We start from the raw sequence: 17,870 nt of genomic DNA, 5'->3' as shown, positions 1-17,870 counted from the left end.
GAGTATATGGGGAGGGGAGAACGAATAGGTATCGGTTTGATGGTATTTGCCTTCTTTCTCGGTGCCGGAAATCTGATCTTTCCTCCCTGGGCCGGACAGCTTTCCGGTGAAAACCTCTGGCTGTCCCTGACCGGCTTTCTGCTGACGGATGTTGGCCTGTCCATGCTTGGTATTGTGGCGATTGCTCTGGCCGGTTCCCCCGAATCCTTAACCCGTGATATTCCCGGCTTTCTTGCGCCGATGTTCTGGATTGCTGCCTACGTAATTATCGGGCCGGCGTTTGCTGTGCCCAGAACATCGGTTGTGGCCTTTGATGTCGGCATCAGACCCTGGTTGCCGGGGGACGAACAAAGCTACCTCGCCCTTTACTCGATAGTCTTTTTCGCCATATCTGCCTGGCTGTGTATTTTTCCGGGACGCTTAATTACAGTGGTTGGGCGCATCCTTACCCCGGTTCTGTTGCTGGTTTTGCTGGCGATTTATATCGCCATGTTCCTGCAGCCACCAGTGACCTTTGGTCCAGGTCTTGGTCCCTGGGCTAATCACGCAATGCTGGAAGGTGCCGTGCAGGGTTATCAAACTATGGATACTCTGGGCGCACTGGCATTCGGTCTGGTGATAACTTCGGCAGTAAAAAACTATGGCGTTACGAGTCGTCGGGAGCTGGTACGTTACACCTCCGAAGCTGCAATTATTGCCGGCATTGCCTTGTCCGTGGTTTATATCGGGCTGTTCTATCTGGGTGGTATCAGCCGTGAACTGATACCGGATGCAGCCAATGGCGGCATTATCCTTTCTTACATGGTGGTGTATCTTCTGGGGGATACCGGGCAGGCTGCTTTGACGGTTGTAATAACGCTGGCCTGCTTAACCACTGCCGTTGGGGTAACAACCGCCTGCGGTAATTATTTCCACAGCCGCTGGCCTAAGATCAGTTACCGGTTCTGGGTGATACAGATCTCTTTTCTCGCCATGATTGTGGCCAATGCCGGTTTGAATACGCTGCTCAAACTCTCGGTCCCGGTGGTGCTGACCATCTATCCGGTAGCGATCATGATTATCTCGGTGGAGCTGATACGAACCTGGGTTGTGATTAACCGGGAAGTGGTACGCGCTTCATTGCTGGTAGTGGTGATCTTCAGCGCGGTTGATGGTTTGTACTCGACCGGCCTGATTGATTCATGGACCTTTGTCCGATATATCCCGTTGTTTGAAAATGGTCTGGGCTGGATGCTGCCCGGGCTGTCAGTATTGCTTGCGGGATGGTTATTTTTTCTGCTCAAAGTCCGCTACGCCTTGAGATAACTATATATCTATGCCATTGTTTAGCGAAATGTACGTACAAGTGATGTGAGAGCAATGTCTTTTAACCCGTCCATTAACCTGATTCTAGTCGTCGTGGTGATTATTCGATCGCTGCGGGGCGTTTCTATGGGCTAACGAAAGACACAAGCCAGATTGATGAAAACCCCCGCTCCGAAAGGACCGGGGGTTTTCTTTTATGGGCGCAAACAGGCATCTGGGGAGAGATGTGATGGAGAACAGTAGTACAGCGGAAAACTTAGACGACAACCCATTATCAGCCGAGCCCGGTTTGAAGGGCGCTGACTATGTGGTGCGTGTTCTGGCCAGCCGGGGGATTAACACGGTCTTTGGTTATCCAGGTGGTGCAATTATGCCGCTGTACGATGCGCTCTATAACAGTCCGGTCGAGCATGTGCTGTGTCGACATGAACAGGGTGCCGGTATGGCGGCGATTGGCTTTGCCCGTGCCAGTGGCAAGACCGGTGTCTGCATCGCTACCTCCGGACCGGGAGCAACCAATCTGGTCACGGCTCTGGCTGAAGCCATGCTTGACTCGGTACCGCTGGTGGCCTTGACCGGACAGGTGCCCACCACAGCTTTGGGAACCGATGCGTTTCAGGAAGTGGATATGCTGGGTATGAGTCTCTCCGTGACCAAACACAGCTTTCTGGTGAGCAACGTAGAAGAACTCCCCGAGATTCTTGAACAGGCTTTTCAGTTAGCCAACTCCGGGCGCCCCGGTCCGGTTCTGGTTGATCTTCCCAAGGATGTACTGCTTGCGTCGTGTGCAAGTGATCCATCATCAAATGCTGTGGCCGACACTCAGCCGGTTGCACTGCCATGGAATCTTTGTGAACAGGCGCGAGAGCTTATCTCCCAGGCATCCCGCCCTGTTTTATATGCGGGTGGTGGCGTTGGTATGGCCAATGCTGTTGAGGCACTGCGATTCTTTCAGCAGAAAACCGGTATGCCGTCTGTGCTCACGCTTAAAGGCCTTGGGGCCATAGCACCGGATACCACCGGTTATCTGGGCATGTTGGGCATGCATGGAACCCGTGCCGCCAATCTGGCTGTGCAGCAATGTGATCTTCTGGTGTGTGTCGGTGCCCGGTTTGATGATCGAGTCACTGGTCGTCTGGAAGGTTTTGCGCCCGATGCCAGGGTGATTCATCTGGATATTGACCCATCAGAGTTTGGTAAACGTCGACAGCCTGATGTTGCCTTGTCCGGTGATCTGAATATTTTATTGCCTGCCCTTGCCGTCAAAGCGCCCTGTGAAGAGTGGCTGAAAAACTGCGAGGCCATGCGTTATGAGTTCCGCTGGCGCTACGATGCGCCGGGTGAAACTATTTATGCTCCGGCACTTCTCAACACATTAAGTCAACAGCTTCCTGATTCAACCGTTGTGACCTGTGATGTGGGGCAGCACCAGATGTGGGTCGCCCAGCACATGAGCTTTACCCGCCCGGAGAATCATCTGAGCAGTGGAGGGCTGGGCACAATGGGCTTTGGTCTTCCGGCTGCAATCGGAGCAGCACTCTCTAGACAAAAGCAGCCTCGACAAGATGACCTGGTTATCTGTGTAAGCGGCGACGGTTCGATCATGATGAATATTCAGGAGCTGTCCACAGCCCGACGTCTCAACCTGCCGGTCAAGGTTGTGCTGTTGGATAACGAACGACTCGGCATGGTGCGTCAATGGCAGTCTCTGTTCTTTGAGGGGCGGCACAGCGAAACTGTATTGTCGGATAACCCGGACTTTCCCGCTCTGGCGCAGGCCTTTGGTATTCCTGCGCAAACCATACTGCATCGCCACGAAGTCGATGATGCCATTCAAACCATGTTGAACACGGACGGTCCGTACCTGCTCCATGTGGCCATTGATGCTGAAGAGAATGTCTGGCCGCTGGTGCCACCGGGCGCTGATAACCACAATATGCTGGAGGATATCTGATGATAAAACTGGACGTGATGGCGATTAACCGTCAGGCAGTTATCGAGCGTATTCTGCGCGTGGTTCGGCACCGAGGCTTTCATGTGTGCGGACTGAATATGCCGACCAATACTGGCAGTGCTGATGTGCAGGTGGAGTTAACGCTGGAGAGGGCTGGGTATGCCTGCAAAACACCGGTTGATCAGCTGGTGGCCCAGCTGATCAAACTGGTGGATGTTGTGCAGGTCGAGCAACGGAGTTAACGGTTTACTCCGTGAGTGAAACCATAATCTCAACACGGCGGTTGGCTGCGCTGGTCGGGTCTTTCGGATCAAACAAACGACGATCCGCCATACCGCTGACCTGAATAATCTTCTGGTCCGGGAAGCCATGCTGTACCAGGAAGCGTCGGGCTTCCTTGGCTCGGGCGGATGAGAGATCCCAGTTATCCTTGCCGGCTCCTTTGGCAAACTGCGTGCTGTCGGTATGGCCGAGAATAATCAACTGACCGTCGGTCGCAATCAGGCGTGGAACCATGGATTCCAGAATCTGCCGATAAACGCCGGAGAGCTTCTCACTGCCTCGCTGGAACATTGGATAGCCTTCCACTTCCAACACCTCAATACGCAGCATGGAATCCATCTCGGAGAGCACGACAGCGTTCTTGTACCGTTCAGGGAATTTGGCCAGTTCTTCATCAATCTGCTTACGGAACACATCTTTCAGGCGTTTAGCTGCAGAAGGCTGCTCGGGTTCGATGGCTGAAGGCTCAACCTGAACAATCTCTTTAGGCGTTTCGTCAACACGATCCGTTGTCACGGTACTGCTGGTGACTGTTTCGGTATGGGCCTGCAGTTTCTGCTGTTCAGCCTGTCGCTTCTGGTCTTCCTTTTCCTCGACAAGAGCAACGGCAGCATTCACACCGGCTTCATCTTCAGGAGTTTTGAAGTAGCCCGCCACACCTGCCTTTTGCGCCGGAGTCGAGAAGAAAGAGACCCACAGTACAACAAACAGGGATAACACCAGCATCACAAAGTCAGCCAGTATGGACTTCCAATGGCTTTTCTTTTTTTCGGGCCGCTGTGGTGAAGTCCGGCGAATAACGACGGGCTCATCCTTGCTCATTCACGGCTCTCCGTGGTCGGATGACTTTCCAGCAGCCAGCTTTCCAGCTGATCAAAGCTTGGACGGACTTCCGTAAACAGCATACGACGACCGGCATCCACTGCGATGGCAGAAGGGCGGCCATAAACCAGAGCTGTCAGTGCCGCACGCACACACTCAAACAGTTGCGTCTCTTCGCGGATGGCATGGGTAATGGATTTGGCCAGCGGGTTCAGCAGACCGTAGCAAAGCAGAATACCCAGGAAGCTGCCGACCAAAGCACCAGCGACCTTCATACCCAGCAGGTAAGCCGGACCATCCATAGACTGCATGGTCAGGATAATGCCCATCACCGCAGCAATAATACCGAAGCCGGGAAGGCTGTCGGCCACCGCCTGCATGGCATCCGCCGGGCGCAGGTAATCCTCGTTCATGGTCGCCAGTTCCTGTTCGAGCAGGCCTTCCAGTTCGTGGGGCAGAACCTTACCAAGTGTGACAAGACGCAGGTTATCGCAGATAAAGCTGGTCAGGCGTTCGTATTCAAGAATGCCGGACTCGATAAAGAGAACACTCTGGTCAGGGTGATCGATATGCTCTTCGAGAGCAGCAGAGCCTACACGACGGCGCACTTCAAACAGTTCAAACAGCAGCGTCAGCAGCTTTTGATAGAACTCGGTCGGGTAGCTGTTCTTGCCGGTAATAGCACGGGAAAGATAGCGGCCGGTGCGAACAATCACCGCCCAGGGGTTGGCAATAACAAAGGCTCCGATTCCACCACCGATAATGATGAAAATCTGGCCGGGCTGCCATAACGAAAGCAGCTGTCCATCACTGGCAACAAAACCGCCAAAAATGCTGGCTGCCAGTATTAAAAGTCCGAAAAATTTGAGCATGGACAGATCATTCCCTTGCTGACATGTTCGTATATGACTGGAAAGAGCACGGAGTATTAAGGCTCCGCGATGGGACGTATCTGTTACGACGCTCTCTAAACATAGTCGTGTATTGTTTGTACCAAGGAAATACCGGCATATTCATAGTTTGTTGCGGTATTTCCCCTAGTGCATCGTTAAAAGTTGGCTTTAAGGCTGGTATTCAGGGCGGTCAGGGCTTTTTTTCTGAGCTGGCAGATCCGGGCCTCGGTAAGATCAAGCGCACGGGCAATCTCTTTGAGGTTCATCTCCTTGTCGTAATAGAGATGCAGGATGATCTGCTCACGCTCCGGCAGAGCCTGAATGGCAAGAGCCAGCTCTTTGCTGCTGGCGGCTTTGAGCAAAGGCGCGACGGGCGCTTCGTGATCGGTACCAATCTCATCCCAGCTGTCGCCCCGGTCTTCACACAGGGTTTCCAGACTCAGACGGTTGGCCGCCTCAATACGTGCCTCGGCATGGTTGACGGTATTAGCAGGCATATCGAGAAAATCTGCGACTTCCCTGCTGGTCACCTGTCGTCCATGCTGTTGTTCCAGCGTCATACGAGCCTGACGAATACTCTTGCCCTGCTGGCGCAGGGAGCGGGGGCACCAGTCATGTTTGCGAAGCTCGTCCATCATGGCTCCGCGAACCCGGGTCAGGGCAAAGGCTTCAAAGGGCACACCGGTAGTGGCATCGTAGCGGTTGGCCGCTTCCAGCAGGCCGATAAAGCCTATCTGGATCAGGTCATCCACATCGATCAGCCGATGGTCCATACGATCCGCCATATGCAGGGCGATTCGTCTCACCATGGGCGCCTGCTCGTTCACCAGTTGCATAACCGGTGTGCAGTTATTCAGTACCGGGGCCGTGCCCATCAGGTACGCGTCAATGGCTGCATTCTTTACCATGACTCTTCCTTGGAGTTACTGCACGACAAACTCTGTGAAAATCAGGTTCTCGACAGAATCAACTTCGGTATTGGCCAGCATCAGGGCTTTCACCCCGGCCAGCAGGTCCTTGCGTACGCGTTCGTAGCTGTCAGCATCACTCAGGCTGACAACCGTCTCTTCCCGCAGTTTGTTGATCAGGTAATTGCGAATCTCCGGGAGGTAGAGATCAACCTTCTTCTCGAAGCTTTCGTCCCGGTAAACAATCACCGGAGTAACCTTGAGGTAGTGGCGTGGGTTACGGTCTTCCAGATTCACAATCACCGAGGCAACCGTGTGAAACACTGGCTCCTCCAGTGTTGGTGGCGCTTCACGGCGATGCCAGTACCAGGCACCGACAGCAGAGGCGATGGCGAGAACGACAATAAGAGATTTGACGAAACCACCGGATGATTTTTGTGCTTTTTCACTCATGGACTATCTATCCCTGTTAATGCCTGACGCGCATCAGGCATACGTACTGATCAGGGTTCTTCCTGCAAAAACAGGAGCCGGTGTCAGGCTCTCTTCCTGCAGAAGGAAATCACTATCGGTTGCAGTGTCGTCGGCAAGCAGAGAAGAGTGGCTTCCCGGAATAACACCATCGTTGTTGTGTTGTTCGTGACCAGCCTCATTACCAGACGAGTTCCCGGAAGAGACATCCACATCCACCAGAGTCATATCCGTGCCGTTCATGCTGTCACGCAGTCGTTCAACATGCTGCATGATCATCTCCCGCACCTGTGGTGAGGCAGAATGGAATTGCACACTCAGCTTGTTGTCATCAATACGCAGCTGGATATCCAGTGTACCCAGTGATGGCGGATCAAGGCGCAGCTTGGCTTCCCGAAGACCGTTCTCATCCGTGGCCATGCGATACACCCGCTGGCCCAGATCATCAGCCCAGTCAGGATCGTGCAACATGCCGAGAGGTGTTTCCTGTGGCGAAGCCAAAGCCTGAGTGTTGGCTGTGCCGTCCGCCCGTGTCGCTAACGCGGGAGCACTAGAGGATTGAGTGGAAACAGCAGCGGTCTGAATCACAGAAGCATCCATCATCTGTGATGGATTCATGGCGCGAGCTTCGGTACCCGACATCAAACGCTGGAGCAGAAAGGCATCGGAGAAATCACTCTCAGCCAGTTGCTCGCCGGTCGCTTGAGGAAGTATCTGTGGCAGCTCGCCAGACTCACTGCCCTGAGCAACCATCTCTTGAGCAGAATGCTGCAGAGATTGAACCAGAAGGTTTTTGTTTTCGGCAGGATGCAGGGGATTGGCAGACAGCTGTTCAGCAAGGTTCACAGCTTGTGGATATTGCACCAGAGCTTCGCTAACCCCTGCGGTTTGAACTGTTGCAGAACCTGCATCATTGCGCTGCTGCAGAGTCGGAGCCTGATTTAGAACCAGAGCCGCAGGCTTGTGCAGTTGCCCACCTTGCTCAGAGCTTGTTCCGTTGTTACCGGCTGGTTTCCAGAGAGCCTGCTGTTCCAGCAGTGGCAACAATGCCTCTGGATCTTGTACCAGCTCTTCGCCGGTTAACTCAGGTAAAGCCTCTTCCGCAGGAAGCTCGTCCAGTGTCTGGGGTTGTTCTGCGTTTACGCTAGCAGTCTGATCTACACCTTCATGACCAAGGTTCTGATCAACGGCCTGATCCATCGAGTCCTGAAACGAAGGCTGTGCCGTTTCGCCCTCAACAGGCTGCTGAGCCGGGCTGATATCGGTACCCTTCGAGGGTTGGCTTACCGCTGGGGCTGTTGATGTCTGTACTGCAATACCTGTCATAGTCGTTTACTTACCGTCATTATTGCAGCCCGGCGGTCTGGCAGTGGTGATAGGCGTCCATGGCATTGCGTTGCTTACGCATGCCTTTCAGCTTCTCGCTCAATTCATTGCGGCGGCGGGAGCAATCATCACGAATCAGTTCATAAAGCGCTTTCAGGCGCTCAACCTGATCTTTGGGCAGTGCGATCTGTTCCCGCTGTACCGCTTTCAGCTCTTCCTGAACGGCTTCATCCAGTGCTATGACCCGGTTGATATCCTTGTTGCGAAAGGCTTCGCGCAGGGACTCTTCCAGTGCCAGCAGATGAGCGGAGATCATAGGATCATTCTTGCAGGCATCAGACGGCAACATCGGCGGCTCCGTGTTCCAGCTGATCCCAGGCCGATTTGATCTCCCGGATAATGCCGGCCGCATCAATAATTTTCTGCGGGTCGTTATGACGGTTGGCCTGCATCAGGGAATCGCTGCAGAACAGGTAAAGGTTGGCCAGATTGGTGGCGACTTCACCGCCCACTTCCAGATCCAGTGCTCCGCGCAGGGCACCCAGAAGCTCGATGGCTTTGCTGATATTGATGCCCTTGGCAGCCACATCTTTGCGCTCCATAGCGCCGTGGGCCATGGCCATATGGTCGAGCAGTTTCTCGAACATCATCTGCACCAGCCGGTAAGGGCTGGCGACGGAGACACGGTTCTCCGTCTGGTTCTGGGTATAAGCGTTTAGGGCCCGCTGATAACTCATGGTCTAACTCATTAGGGTGGGGCGCTGCTTAGAGCATTCCCATCAGGGTGGACATGGATGAGTTCATCTGCTGAACAGCAAGGTCCATGGCATTAAATTCATTGAAGTAACGCTGGTAGAGGTCATCCGCACGCTTGTTGATTACTTCCCACTCGGTCTCGATATCCTTCTGGTCTTCTTCCAGACCTTCCAGACGCTCCTTGATCAGGCCATCAATTTTTGGCTTGTAGCCTTCATCGGTGCTGTCGTCTTCCTCGTCATCTTCGCTGTCCTGAGTGCCGATGTAGATCTCCAGCGAGTTCTTCATCTTGTCCAGCGCGGCATCTTTACCGATAAACAGATCAACGACTTCGGTCGGGTTGTCTTTCAGCGCTTTATCCAGAAGCTTGTTATCAACTTCCAGATCACCGTTCTGCTTGGTGACAATACCGATACTGGCCAGCGTCTTGAAGGAACTGCCTTCAATCACTTCAGACATAGCGCTGCGCAGCTGGCTGTTCAGGTTGGAGATCAGCGAGTCACCGGCAAGTGGTGCACGCACATAGTCTTCACCTGCGGCCGCCGCTTCAGACTTGGACAGGCTGTTAATTACATCTTTAAGCTTGTTGTAGCTATCAACGAAAGACTCAACAGACTTTTCCATCTTGTCGGTATCGATGGAAAGATCGACACTGACCGGCTCATTTTCTTCGGTGACTTTTTTCAGGGTCAGGGTCAGGCCGGGAATAGCATCTTCGACCTTGTTGCTTTGGGAGACTACGGTCAGACCATCAACAGTGAATTCGGCATTGGTAGCCTTGTTGATATTTTTGGCGTCTGCTTGTTGCTCAGTCGTCAGGCCTTCAATGGTGATCTTGCTGTCTGTTCCCGTTTCTTTACTGGTCAGGGTCAGAGAGGCGCCATTGGAACCCGTAATAATGGAAGCATCAACGCCCGGGTTTTCCTCGTGGTCGTTGATCTTCTTCATCACATCTTCAAGGGAATCGCCCTTTTCCATAGTGATGGTCAGAGCTTTCGCGTCTTCGCCAGTACCTACCTTAATGGTGATATCCTGGGTTTGCGCTTCACCCTCTGCTGGATTGAAAACAGACTCTTTGCTGGATTCCGCTTTCATCATCTGCCATTTGTCTTTACTGGCCAGCTGCTGAACCGCAATCTGGTAGCTGTTGGCTTTGGCATCTTCATCCAGCGATAAATCAAAGAAGTCTTCACCATCTTTGGACAGGGTGCTTTTCAGGGTGCCGAAGGTTTCCTGGTCGGAAAGGCTATCGAGGGATTTATAAAAATCCTTCAATGCAGATTCCAGCTGCTCCAGAGCCGCAGTCTCACCTTTAATATCGGTTTCCTTACGGGTGATCTGGTTGCTTTTGGCAGACAGGTCAGCCTGGGCCATGCTTTTGGCCATACCCTGGATATCCAGTCCTGTTCCCATACCGGGCATGCTGATCGACATACTTTAAACCCTGAAATCTGTTCCTGATGGCCAAACCCTGATCGGATCGCTGCCACAAGTGCTACACAGTTGCGTAAAGGAAATAGCAATTGGTATGCCAGCTGCAGCGATCGCTGAAATCTCTTGGCTGCCGGTTGATGTGGAAAGGAAAAAGAGATGGAGGAGGAAGTTTTTTTCCGCAAAGACTTCCGGCCGAATTTTCAGTTCCATTGCAGCTGGATTGGTATTCGTCTGGAAAGAAGGGTTTCTTAAATAGCTTAAATGGAAGAGGGTTGGGTTACCACGCAGAGCGTGGGAACCAGAGATTTGGGACGCGGCGCGTCCTGTTTTTCCACTCGTTCCCACGGTCCTCCGTGGTAATGCATACCGTCTCTCACGCGGAGTATTGACGAGCATGGGCGCGAGTATTAGCAGGTTAAGTGCCGTACACGTTTTTCTTCTGCTATTTTGTCGGTTCATCTCACCAATGGAGTACCTGAATGTCCTTAGAGGCTAGAGTGGCCAAGTTGGAAAGCAGAATGGATGCACTTGAAGGCTCTTTTCATGAAAACAATAACATTCTCAAAGCAACCCATGGTGTTGTGACGCTTATTCTGAAAGAGCAAGAGGACTTGAAGGTTGAAGTGATAGAGTCCAAACGGGAATGCCGCGAACGCTTTAATCAGTTAGAGCTTCTTATTCGTCAGTGCTTGCCCAGACAATAAGTCCATAACAGATTGGTGAATGTAAAAGGCGGGTCTTTTAAACTCAAAGGCTCGTTCCTACGATCGCCGAGGGAATGTAGAAGCTATCCAACAGGACGTTTATATAGAAAAAGGCCGGTCTCTTTCGAGGCAGGCCTTTGCTGTTAATGGTTATACCTTTCGGTATTAGCCCATCAGCATGGTAGCGTACTGGCTCATGCCCTTGGCCTGGGACAGTACGGTAGAGCCAGCCTGCATCATCATCTGCTTGCTGGTCATATTGGTGGTTTCTTTAGCGAAGTCCACATCCTTGATACGGCTCTGAGACTGAGTCAGGTTCTCGTTGATGTTGGACAGGTTATCGATGGTGGATTCCAGGCGGTTTTGAACAGCACCGAGGTTTGCGCGCTGCTCGTCAACTTGCTTGAGAGCGCCATCGAGAATGTCTACAGCAGCTTGAGCACCTGCGGCAGTTTTCAGGTCAATATCTGCCACAGTCAGTTCAGAACCTGCAGTCTTACCAGCTACACCGGTTTTATCCACGATTGTACCGGCTGTTTCTTCTTCGACAGCAATTGCGTTAATACCCTTTGTGCTAAGAGTGATGCCACCATTTGAATCTGCAACTGCACTAACACCACTATCATCAGTTTTAGCATTAATTGCGTCTACAATATCCTCAAGGGTATACGCATCTTCTGCAGGCGTATTTGCAGCTTTAGCGGCAAGGGTTATTTCTTCGACAGCTGGTGTTGTTCCATCAGTCGTGCCGATGCTGAATTTGACTTCGCTGCCGGCTGCAGAGCCGTTATTATTTGCTTTAGTCAGCGCATCTGAAATTTGTTTAGAGTCAATAGTGACATTTCCAGCTGCCAGATCTTCCGAGATTTTACCCTTCAGAGACGAGGTGGAGATCTCATCAATTTTAACTTCAATGGTTTCGTTGGAGTTAGAACCCACTTGGAAAGACAGAGCGCCAGCATCACCATTTAGCAATTTCTTACCTGCAAAATTGGTTGTGTTGTGGATGCGTGTAATCTCTTCCTTCAACGCATCTACTTCTTTCTGCATAGCTGCACGATCACCGTCGGTGTTGGAATCGTTGGCAGACTGCAGAGCCAAATCACGCATACGATTCAGGATATCGGTGTTCTCAGACATGGCACCTTCAGCGGTCTGAGCCATGGAGATAGCATCGTTAGCATTACGCATAGCTACATCCAGACCGTTGCGCTGAGTCTGCATACGGTTGGAGATCTGCATGCCTGCAGCATCGTCAGAAGCAGAGTTGATGCGCAGGCCAGTGGACAGACGCTCCATGCTGGAAGTCAGACCCTTCTGGGTGTTCAGCAGGTTGTTCTGCGCGATCATCGCAGTAGTGTTGGTGTTGATAGTGATCATCACTAAACTCCGTTGATTTCCAAATCAAACAATTGAAGGAAGCGCAGGCCTGCTGTTTTTAAAAGGTCATGCTGGCTGGCTTTGATTCAGAAATCGGATTGTTGGCGAGAAAATTAAAAGACAGGTACGAAAAAGCCGGACTCTTTTGAGTTCGGCTTTGGGGTAGCTTGTCGCTCCTACACAGAGCGTAGGAGCGAGGGATACTACTGATTATATCTTGCAGTATTAGCCCATCAACATGGTAGCGTACTGGCTCATGCCCTTGGCTTGGGACAGTACGGTAGAGCCAGCCTGCATCATCATCTGCTTGCTGGTCATATTGGTGGTTTCTTTAGCGAAGTCTACATCCTTGATACGGCTCTGAGACTGAGTCAGGTTCTCGTTGATGTTGGACAGGTTATCGATGGTGGATTCCAGACGGTTTTGAACTGCACCGAGGTCTGCACGCTGCTCGTCAACTTGCTTCAAGGCGCCATCCAGAATATCTACAGCAGCTTGAGCTCCACCAACTGAGGTGATGTCGAGGTCTGCAATGGAAACAACGTCACCAGCATCTGCGCCCTTTGCACCAGTTTGTTTGGTGATCGCTACGCCAGTATTAGTGCTGCTAGGCGCTACAGAATCAACAGTGATAGCGTCTTTGCCTGTAGAGGAGAGAGTGATGTTTCCATCATCGTCTGCAGTTACAGAGATAGAATTACCACTTAGGGCTGCATCTAATTTCGTTTTAATATCTGCAGCTACAGTAGTAGCTGTTGCACTGGTATTTTCGGTTAATGTTAGACTTTGTCCTGCAACACTAATCTTTGCTTCTTTAGTGGCGTCAGTGTCTTTTGCATTTGCAATCAGTTTACTGACTTCTGAGGCATCAATGGTAACGTCACCTGCTGTATAGGCTTCAGATACAGATCCTTTCAGGGATGTAGTTGAGATCTCACCAATACCGACTTTGATGATTTCATTGGAATTAGACCCAACTTGGAAAGACAGTTCGCTTGCGTCACCATTCAGTAGCTTCTTGCCGGCGAAGTTAGTTGTGTCATGAATGCGGGTGATTTCTTCTTTCAGGGCAGACACTTCTTTCTGCATAGCTGCACGATCATCGGCAGTATTGGAGTCGTTAGCAGACTGCAGAGCCAGATCACGCATACGATTCAGGATATCGGTGTTTTCAGACATAGCGCCTTCAGCGGTCTGGGCCATGGAGATCGCATCGTTAGCGTTACGCATAGCCACATCCAGACCGTTACGCTGAGTCTGCATACGGTTGGAGATCTGCATGCCGGCGGCATCGTCAGAAGCAGAGTTGATACGCAGACCGGTGGACAGACGCTCCATGCTGGAGGTCAGGCCCTTCTGGGTATTCAGCAGGTTGTTCTGCGCGATCATCGCAGTAGTGTTGGTGTTGATAGTGATCATCACTAAACTCCGTTGATTATTTTCTTAAGCTTTTGAATTAGCTCTATCAAGAAGCGCAGGCCTGCTGATGATACGAGTCAGACTTCTGGCTTTGCTGTAGAAGTCGGAGTGGATATGGGTGGACTTAAATCTGCTGGGTGAAATTATTCAACTTACCGATTTAACTCGTTCCCACGGTCTCCGTGGGAATGCATATGGGTTACCACGCAGAGCGTGGGAACCAGTTTTACCAGTTTATCTGTACGACCAGCGACCACTACTTTAAGGCAGTAGAAAAAGCCGAGATATTTTTCGACTGGGCAATCACTGTTTCAGATACCTTCTGCTGCATACCATCAGCGGTCTCCCGCGTAGTGGACTGAGCCTGATTGCTATCGGGTATATCTGGTGTTTCCACTTTGGTTCCGGCCTGGGTGAGAGCGGAATCAATCTTGGTCTGCAAGGCTCCCAGCTTCTTCTGTTCCTGCTGCACTTCTTCCAGTGCCGTTTTAATAATAATTGCTGCTTTCTGGGCACCTGAGAAGGTGGTCAGGCTGATCTGGTTCAGGGAGACAGGTTTGCTGGCATTATCCGGAGAGAGTATCTCCCGCTCGGTCTGTGCAGGTATCTTGCGCTCGGCATCCTGCCAGGCATTATCCAGAGTTATACCAATCTGGCTTAAGGATTCCGGTGTGCCAATCAATTCCAGTGAACGGGTGTCGGTATCGTAAACCGGGGTAGCTTTAATGCGGGAGTTTTTTAGCTCTTCCCGGATCATGGCAACAGCGGTTTCGCTGCTTTTGCCAGATGCTATCAGCAAGTAGAAAGTGGTTTCCAGGCCGTTCCCCTCCGGCATAAAAAACGCCAGAGTCGCATCCTGTATAAGGTGATGGCTGCGCCGAAATAATAAACCACTGTCGGCTTTATGCAGGCTTTTCCCCAATGATGAAGGCAGCAGTGAGATCAAACTAAAGCTGATGGAATCCTGCGCCCTGTCGCCAATACGGACGTTCATTTGTCTTGCCGAGCCATCCAGAAGCTTCTGCTGGCCAAAGCAGGTATCCCGGGCCAGTTGATCTATCTCACCCAAAAGCTTCTTTAAATCTTCCTGCAGAGCTTCACGTTCTTCGGGGGAATGCTTTTTCAGTGCTTCTTTGGCCAGCTTCATCATGCTGCCAAGAATACCGGTGATCTGTTTAAAGGTCTGGTCGGCCAGCTGTAAGACAGACACCGCATTATTCAGGTTTTGCAGGGTCACATTCGGATTGGGAGCAACATTTACCGAAGACAGTGTCGGAGCAACAGGTTCTGCCGGAGCGCTGCTGCTCTTTGCGGTAACCGTTGCCGTGGATTGCAGGTTTTTATTGCGGATTTGAGAGAGAGAATGCCCCGCAATTTTTTGATGAATTGTGACCAATGAGAAAACCTGCGCTAAGTCCTGTCTGCAGCTGCTTGTAAGAATCGTTAATGTGCACAGGTTATTAAATTTTCTCAGAGGGGAAGAAAATATGATCTGCCGCTATATAGTGTTGAGGAACTGTTAAGGAGATCCGGCGATGTCAGAGATTAACTGGCTGGAGATGTTTGGTTATTTAGCCACGGTACTCACGGGTATCAGCCTCAGCATGAGCTCGCTTGTCCGGTTGCGCTGGATGAACATGATCGGCAGCTTCTGTTTCGGAACCTATGGTCTGCTGATCGGTGCCTGGCCGGTGGTTGCTCTGAATTATTATCTGACTGCGATGAATATCTTCCATCTCTGGAAGATTTATCACGAACCAACCCATTTCCGCCTGGTGCCGTCGTCTGTCTCTGATGTGTACTTTCAGGAATTTATCAATCTGCATCTGACCGATATCAAAGAGTTCTTCCCGCCGTTTCATCTGCGGGATGATCGTGACTATATGGCGGTGATGATTCACCGTGATCTTGCTCTGGCTGGTTTGTTTATCTGTCATAAAACTGACGCAGACACCATGGAAGTGGATCTGGATTATGTGTTGCCGCCATACCGCGATTTAAAGCCGGGTCAGTTTGTATTTGTAGAAAACAGCAGCTTCTTCCGCGATAAGGGCGTACGTAAGGTGGTGTCTGCCACCGGCAGTGATATACACCGGGAGTATTTACAGAAGATCGGCTTTATCCAGAAGGATGACAAGCTGGAAATGATGATCGTCTGATCAGGCTACTTAGAGTCAGAATCAATAAATAAACAGTCGTCACGCCGATAACCACAGGTATTGGAGAAACTCGGGCGTGGCGCATGCTGACCTGTACCAAAACCGCAGCGATCTCTCTGACCTGTCTGCTGGGGCTGTTTAGCTCGGAGGAGCTGGAAGACCGTTCAACCGGTAAGCCAGATTCCGGGCTGGTGATGGATCTGGCCGACCTGCCGGCATCCGAAGCGGGTGATGGCGATTCTCGTAAAGATACAGATCGTAAAGACCCGGATCGTGATGTCGTCTCAACTCCTGAACTGGATACGCTGGCAATCCGTACTCTTCAGGCTTTGCCTCCCAATACCTCCTTCCGCAAAGAGCATACCGGCTATATCTACCGTGATGCCGGCACTGGAGAATTGATTGCCACGGAAGCTCAGCTGACCCGAACCACCATGAACCAGTCCGCTGCAACAGCCACGATTTATATCCCGACCGGGAAAGGTGTGGTGGCGGTCTACCATGATCACTTCAAGAATACGTTGCCGGGGCCCGGGCCGGGGGATGGGGAGCCATTACGCCATGGGTTTGTCAGCTATCTGCGTGATGCTCAGGGCAGCCTCTACAAGATTGAATACTCTGAAGCCTGGAAGACCGAAGCTAATAAAAATAATGGCTGGCGGCTGACCACTTTGAGAGGAAAGAACCTGGCCGGCCAGCAGAAGTGGCGACCAGGGATTGTGTTTACCCGCTACGAGAAATAACCCTTCATAACTATTTTAACAAGCTAAGAAACTGGGCATGGCTGCCCCAGCCTTTATCGGCCAGCAGCTGATAGAGGTTCTTCAGGAAGGTGTCGTTATGGTCCGCTGAGCGTGACAGGGAATGCACCACGCCAATCAAAAGCTCGGCATTCTTACCCTCTTCCGCCAGCGTAAGCAGATAGAAGCGGATAATAATATATTTGAGAACAAAGGCCGCGTAGCTGGTCAGCAGATCATCTCCCTGCTTCAGGCAGATTTCCGAGCTGTAAATCCAGTGCAGCATCATATTGACCAGACCGTGGCCACACTCATTGATGCACTGTTCCAGATTCGGCTGGCGGGCCTTTAACAGCTTCTCCAGATTCACCTCACCGTCGGTAAAGTTGTCCTGTAGTGCTTTCACCATTTGCTGGTGGTAGCTTGCAAGTACTTTGTTGGCGCGGAAGAAGTTGGTGCCGGTCAGCAGTTCTTTCAGCACAATGGCCAGGCCGCGTTTACCATCACTCAGGTTTAGGTAAAGGGCAGACAGCTCACCGCTGCTCTGCATACGCAGATACTCTTCACAGGCAACGGTAATATCTCTTTGGTCTTTCTGCTGGCGGGCAACAAGGCTGAACAGAATGCCGAGGCGGAACAGACGTTCATCCGGCATTTCCTTCTCACCCAGTACGGCCTGAAAAGCGGTTTGGCGGAACAGGGTAAAGCCGGAAGGTTCTTTAGCAATAATCGACTGGGCCAGACCTGCAGGAAGATTGGGGCCGTGCTCAAACATCATGGCTGAAGGATCAAGGAGAGCTTTACGGGCAGCTTCCGGGCACGACAGGGTCAGGCTGGCTTCAACCGTATTGGCAATCTTGCGGATTTTCCGTGGATAGGTTTTGCAGGTAATCGAGAGCAGTTGTTCGCCATGCTCTCCGTGAACATGACAGGTGCCATCGGTGTTCTGCAGAGGGCAGCGGCCTTCTTCAGTCAGCGGAATACGGCGGTAATCCAAATCATTCTGCTGGCGCGGACGGGTCATCTTGTCGGTGACTTCCCGCAGGCGTGGATCTGTGGTTTTGCTGTACGCCTTATACGTCTTGCGATCAATAGTAATGCGCCAGTTCTGGCAGCAGTCATGCTCGCAGTCCGGGCCGATGCAGGAGAACTCTTGATAAAAGCGAGGGTAGAGAATGTTGTTTGGCGTGGCAGTCATCAATGACCTTCCAGTCACTCAAAGTTTGGTGTGCTATCCAAGGCAAAAAGCAAGCCAGTTTTAAAAAGTTAGAGTAGCTGACAATTGCCGAAGGCGCGTGATATTGCAGGCTGACGCAG

At 51.6% G+C, this 17,870-nt stretch carries 19 protein-coding genes; 6 read left to right on the top strand and 13 right to left on the bottom strand.

Annotation, left to right across the window (positions count from 1 at the left end; genetic code table 11):
- The first annotated feature begins 6 nt into the window (after positions 1-6).
- From brnQ to ilvM, 3 genes are all read left to right on the top strand, one after another.
- Positions 7-1,305: a branched-chain amino acid transport system II carrier protein gene (brnQ, locus tag EHSB41UT_RS17410; protein WP_087112125.1), complete on the top strand. Its 1,299-nt coding sequence runs from the start codon at positions 7-9 to the stop codon at positions 1,303-1,305.
- A 196-nt stretch (positions 1,306-1,501) separates the two neighbouring features.
- On the top strand, positions 1,502-3,259 hold the full coding sequence (gene ilvG / locus EHSB41UT_RS17405) for an acetolactate synthase 2 catalytic subunit (RefSeq protein ID WP_341350354.1): 1,758 nt from the start codon (positions 1,502-1,504) through the stop codon (positions 3,257-3,259).
- The gene (gene ilvM, locus EHSB41UT_RS17400; RefSeq protein WP_087112124.1) at positions 3,259-3,501 is read left to right on the top strand and encodes an acetolactate synthase 2 small subunit; all 243 of its coding nucleotides are present in this window, start codon (positions 3,259-3,261) and stop codon (positions 3,499-3,501) included. The genes ilvG and ilvM overlap by 1 nt, the downstream gene beginning before the upstream one ends.
- 4 nt (positions 3,502-3,505) lie before the next feature.
- On the opposite strand, the gene EHSB41UT_RS17395 is transcribed toward ilvM, so the two are convergent.
- The 9 genes from EHSB41UT_RS17395 to EHSB41UT_RS24505 all read right to left on the bottom strand — a co-directional run bounded on the left by EHSB41UT_RS17395 (position 3,506) and on the right by EHSB41UT_RS24505 (position 10,496).
- Complete coding sequence (locus EHSB41UT_RS17395; protein ID WP_087112123.1) at positions 3,506-4,363, bottom strand: OmpA family protein; 858 nt, start codon at positions 4,361-4,363, stop codon at positions 3,506-3,508.
- Positions 4,360-5,235: a flagellar motor stator protein MotA gene (gene motA, locus EHSB41UT_RS17390; protein WP_087112122.1), complete on the bottom strand. Its 876-nt coding sequence runs from the start codon at positions 5,233-5,235 to the stop codon at positions 4,360-4,362. The genes EHSB41UT_RS17395 and motA overlap by 4 nt, the downstream gene beginning before the upstream one ends.
- 176 nt (positions 5,236-5,411) lie before the next feature.
- The gene (locus tag EHSB41UT_RS17385) at positions 5,412-6,164 is read right to left on the bottom strand and encodes a sigma-70 family RNA polymerase sigma factor (RefSeq protein ID WP_087112121.1); all 753 of its coding nucleotides are present in this window, start codon (positions 6,162-6,164) and stop codon (positions 5,412-5,414) included.
- Between the two features lie 15 nt (positions 6,165-6,179).
- Positions 6,180-6,617, bottom strand: coding sequence for a flagellar basal body-associated FliL family protein (locus tag EHSB41UT_RS17380; protein ID WP_087112120.1), 438 nt, complete (start codon positions 6,615-6,617; stop codon positions 6,180-6,182).
- Between the two features lie 33 nt (positions 6,618-6,650).
- Entirely contained in the window at positions 6,651-7,961 is a 1,311-nt protein-coding gene (locus EHSB41UT_RS17375; protein ID WP_087112119.1) for a flagellar hook-length control protein FliK, read from the bottom strand.
- Between the two features lie 19 nt (positions 7,962-7,980).
- Positions 7,981-8,310 (bottom strand): flagellar protein FliT, encoded by a 330-nt coding sequence (locus EHSB41UT_RS17370; protein WP_087112118.1) that lies wholly within the window; start codon positions 8,308-8,310, stop codon positions 7,981-7,983.
- Complete coding sequence (fliS, locus tag EHSB41UT_RS17365; RefSeq protein ID WP_087112117.1) at positions 8,297-8,698, bottom strand: flagellar export chaperone FliS; 402 nt, start codon at positions 8,696-8,698, stop codon at positions 8,297-8,299. Before fliS ends, EHSB41UT_RS17370 begins: the two co-directional genes overlap by 14 nt.
- Positions 8,699-8,726: 28 nt before the next feature.
- On the bottom strand, positions 8,727-10,151 hold the full coding sequence (fliD, locus tag EHSB41UT_RS17360; RefSeq protein ID WP_087112116.1) for a flagellar filament capping protein FliD: 1,425 nt from the start codon (positions 10,149-10,151) through the stop codon (positions 8,727-8,729).
- A 3-nt stretch (positions 10,152-10,154) separates the two neighbouring features.
- Positions 10,155-10,496, bottom strand: coding sequence for a hypothetical protein (locus EHSB41UT_RS24505; protein ID WP_133060563.1), 342 nt, complete (start codon positions 10,494-10,496; stop codon positions 10,155-10,157).
- 173 nt (positions 10,497-10,669) lie between these two features.
- On the opposite strand from EHSB41UT_RS24505, the gene EHSB41UT_RS17355 reads away from it, so the two are divergent.
- Positions 10,670-10,855, top strand: coding sequence for a hypothetical protein (locus tag EHSB41UT_RS17355; protein ID WP_133060562.1), 186 nt, complete (start codon positions 10,670-10,672; stop codon positions 10,853-10,855).
- A gap of 165 nt (positions 10,856-11,020) precedes the next feature.
- Here EHSB41UT_RS17355 and EHSB41UT_RS17350 read toward each other — a convergent pair whose 3' ends face one another.
- The 3 genes from EHSB41UT_RS17350 to EHSB41UT_RS17340 form a co-directional block, all read right to left on the bottom strand.
- Entirely contained in the window at positions 11,021-12,235 is a 1,215-nt protein-coding gene (locus EHSB41UT_RS17350) for a flagellin (RefSeq protein WP_207626686.1), read from the bottom strand.
- A 225-nt stretch (positions 12,236-12,460) separates the two neighbouring features.
- Complete coding sequence (locus EHSB41UT_RS17345; RefSeq protein ID WP_207626685.1) at positions 12,461-13,654, bottom strand: flagellin; 1,194 nt, start codon at positions 13,652-13,654, stop codon at positions 12,461-12,463.
- Positions 13,655-13,910: 256 nt separating this feature from the next.
- Positions 13,911-15,050: a flagellin N-terminal helical domain-containing protein gene (locus tag EHSB41UT_RS17340; RefSeq protein WP_165767309.1), complete on the bottom strand. Its 1,140-nt coding sequence runs from the start codon at positions 15,048-15,050 to the stop codon at positions 13,911-13,913.
- 139 nt (positions 15,051-15,189) lie between these two features.
- Here EHSB41UT_RS17340 and EHSB41UT_RS17335 point away from each other — a divergent pair, with 139 nt between their 5' ends.
- Positions 15,190-15,813, top strand: coding sequence for a YgjV family protein (locus tag EHSB41UT_RS17335; RefSeq protein ID WP_087112111.1), 624 nt, complete (start codon positions 15,190-15,192; stop codon positions 15,811-15,813).
- Between the two features lie 83 nt (positions 15,814-15,896).
- Positions 15,897-16,556 carry a hypothetical protein gene (locus EHSB41UT_RS17330; protein WP_087112110.1) on the top strand — a complete coding sequence of 220 codons (660 nt, stop codon included), beginning with the start codon at positions 15,897-15,899 and terminating at the stop codon, positions 16,554-16,556.
- Between the two features lie 10 nt (positions 16,557-16,566).
- Here the strand turns inward: EHSB41UT_RS17330 and fliB are convergent, their stop codons facing one another.
- A complete protein-coding gene (fliB, locus tag EHSB41UT_RS17325; protein WP_087112109.1) occupies positions 16,567-17,751 on the bottom strand; it encodes a flagellin lysine-N-methylase in 1,185 nt (394 codons plus the stop codon).
- Positions 17,752-17,870: the final 119 nt, after the last annotated feature.

It is taken from the genome of Parendozoicomonas haliclonae, from assembly GCF_900174585.1.
Classification (GTDB): domain Bacteria; phylum Pseudomonadota; class Gammaproteobacteria; order Pseudomonadales; family Endozoicomonadaceae; genus Sansalvadorimonas; species Sansalvadorimonas haliclonae.
Note: the sequence above shows the minus strand (reverse complement) of the source record. Positions and strands in the feature narration are given on the sequence as shown.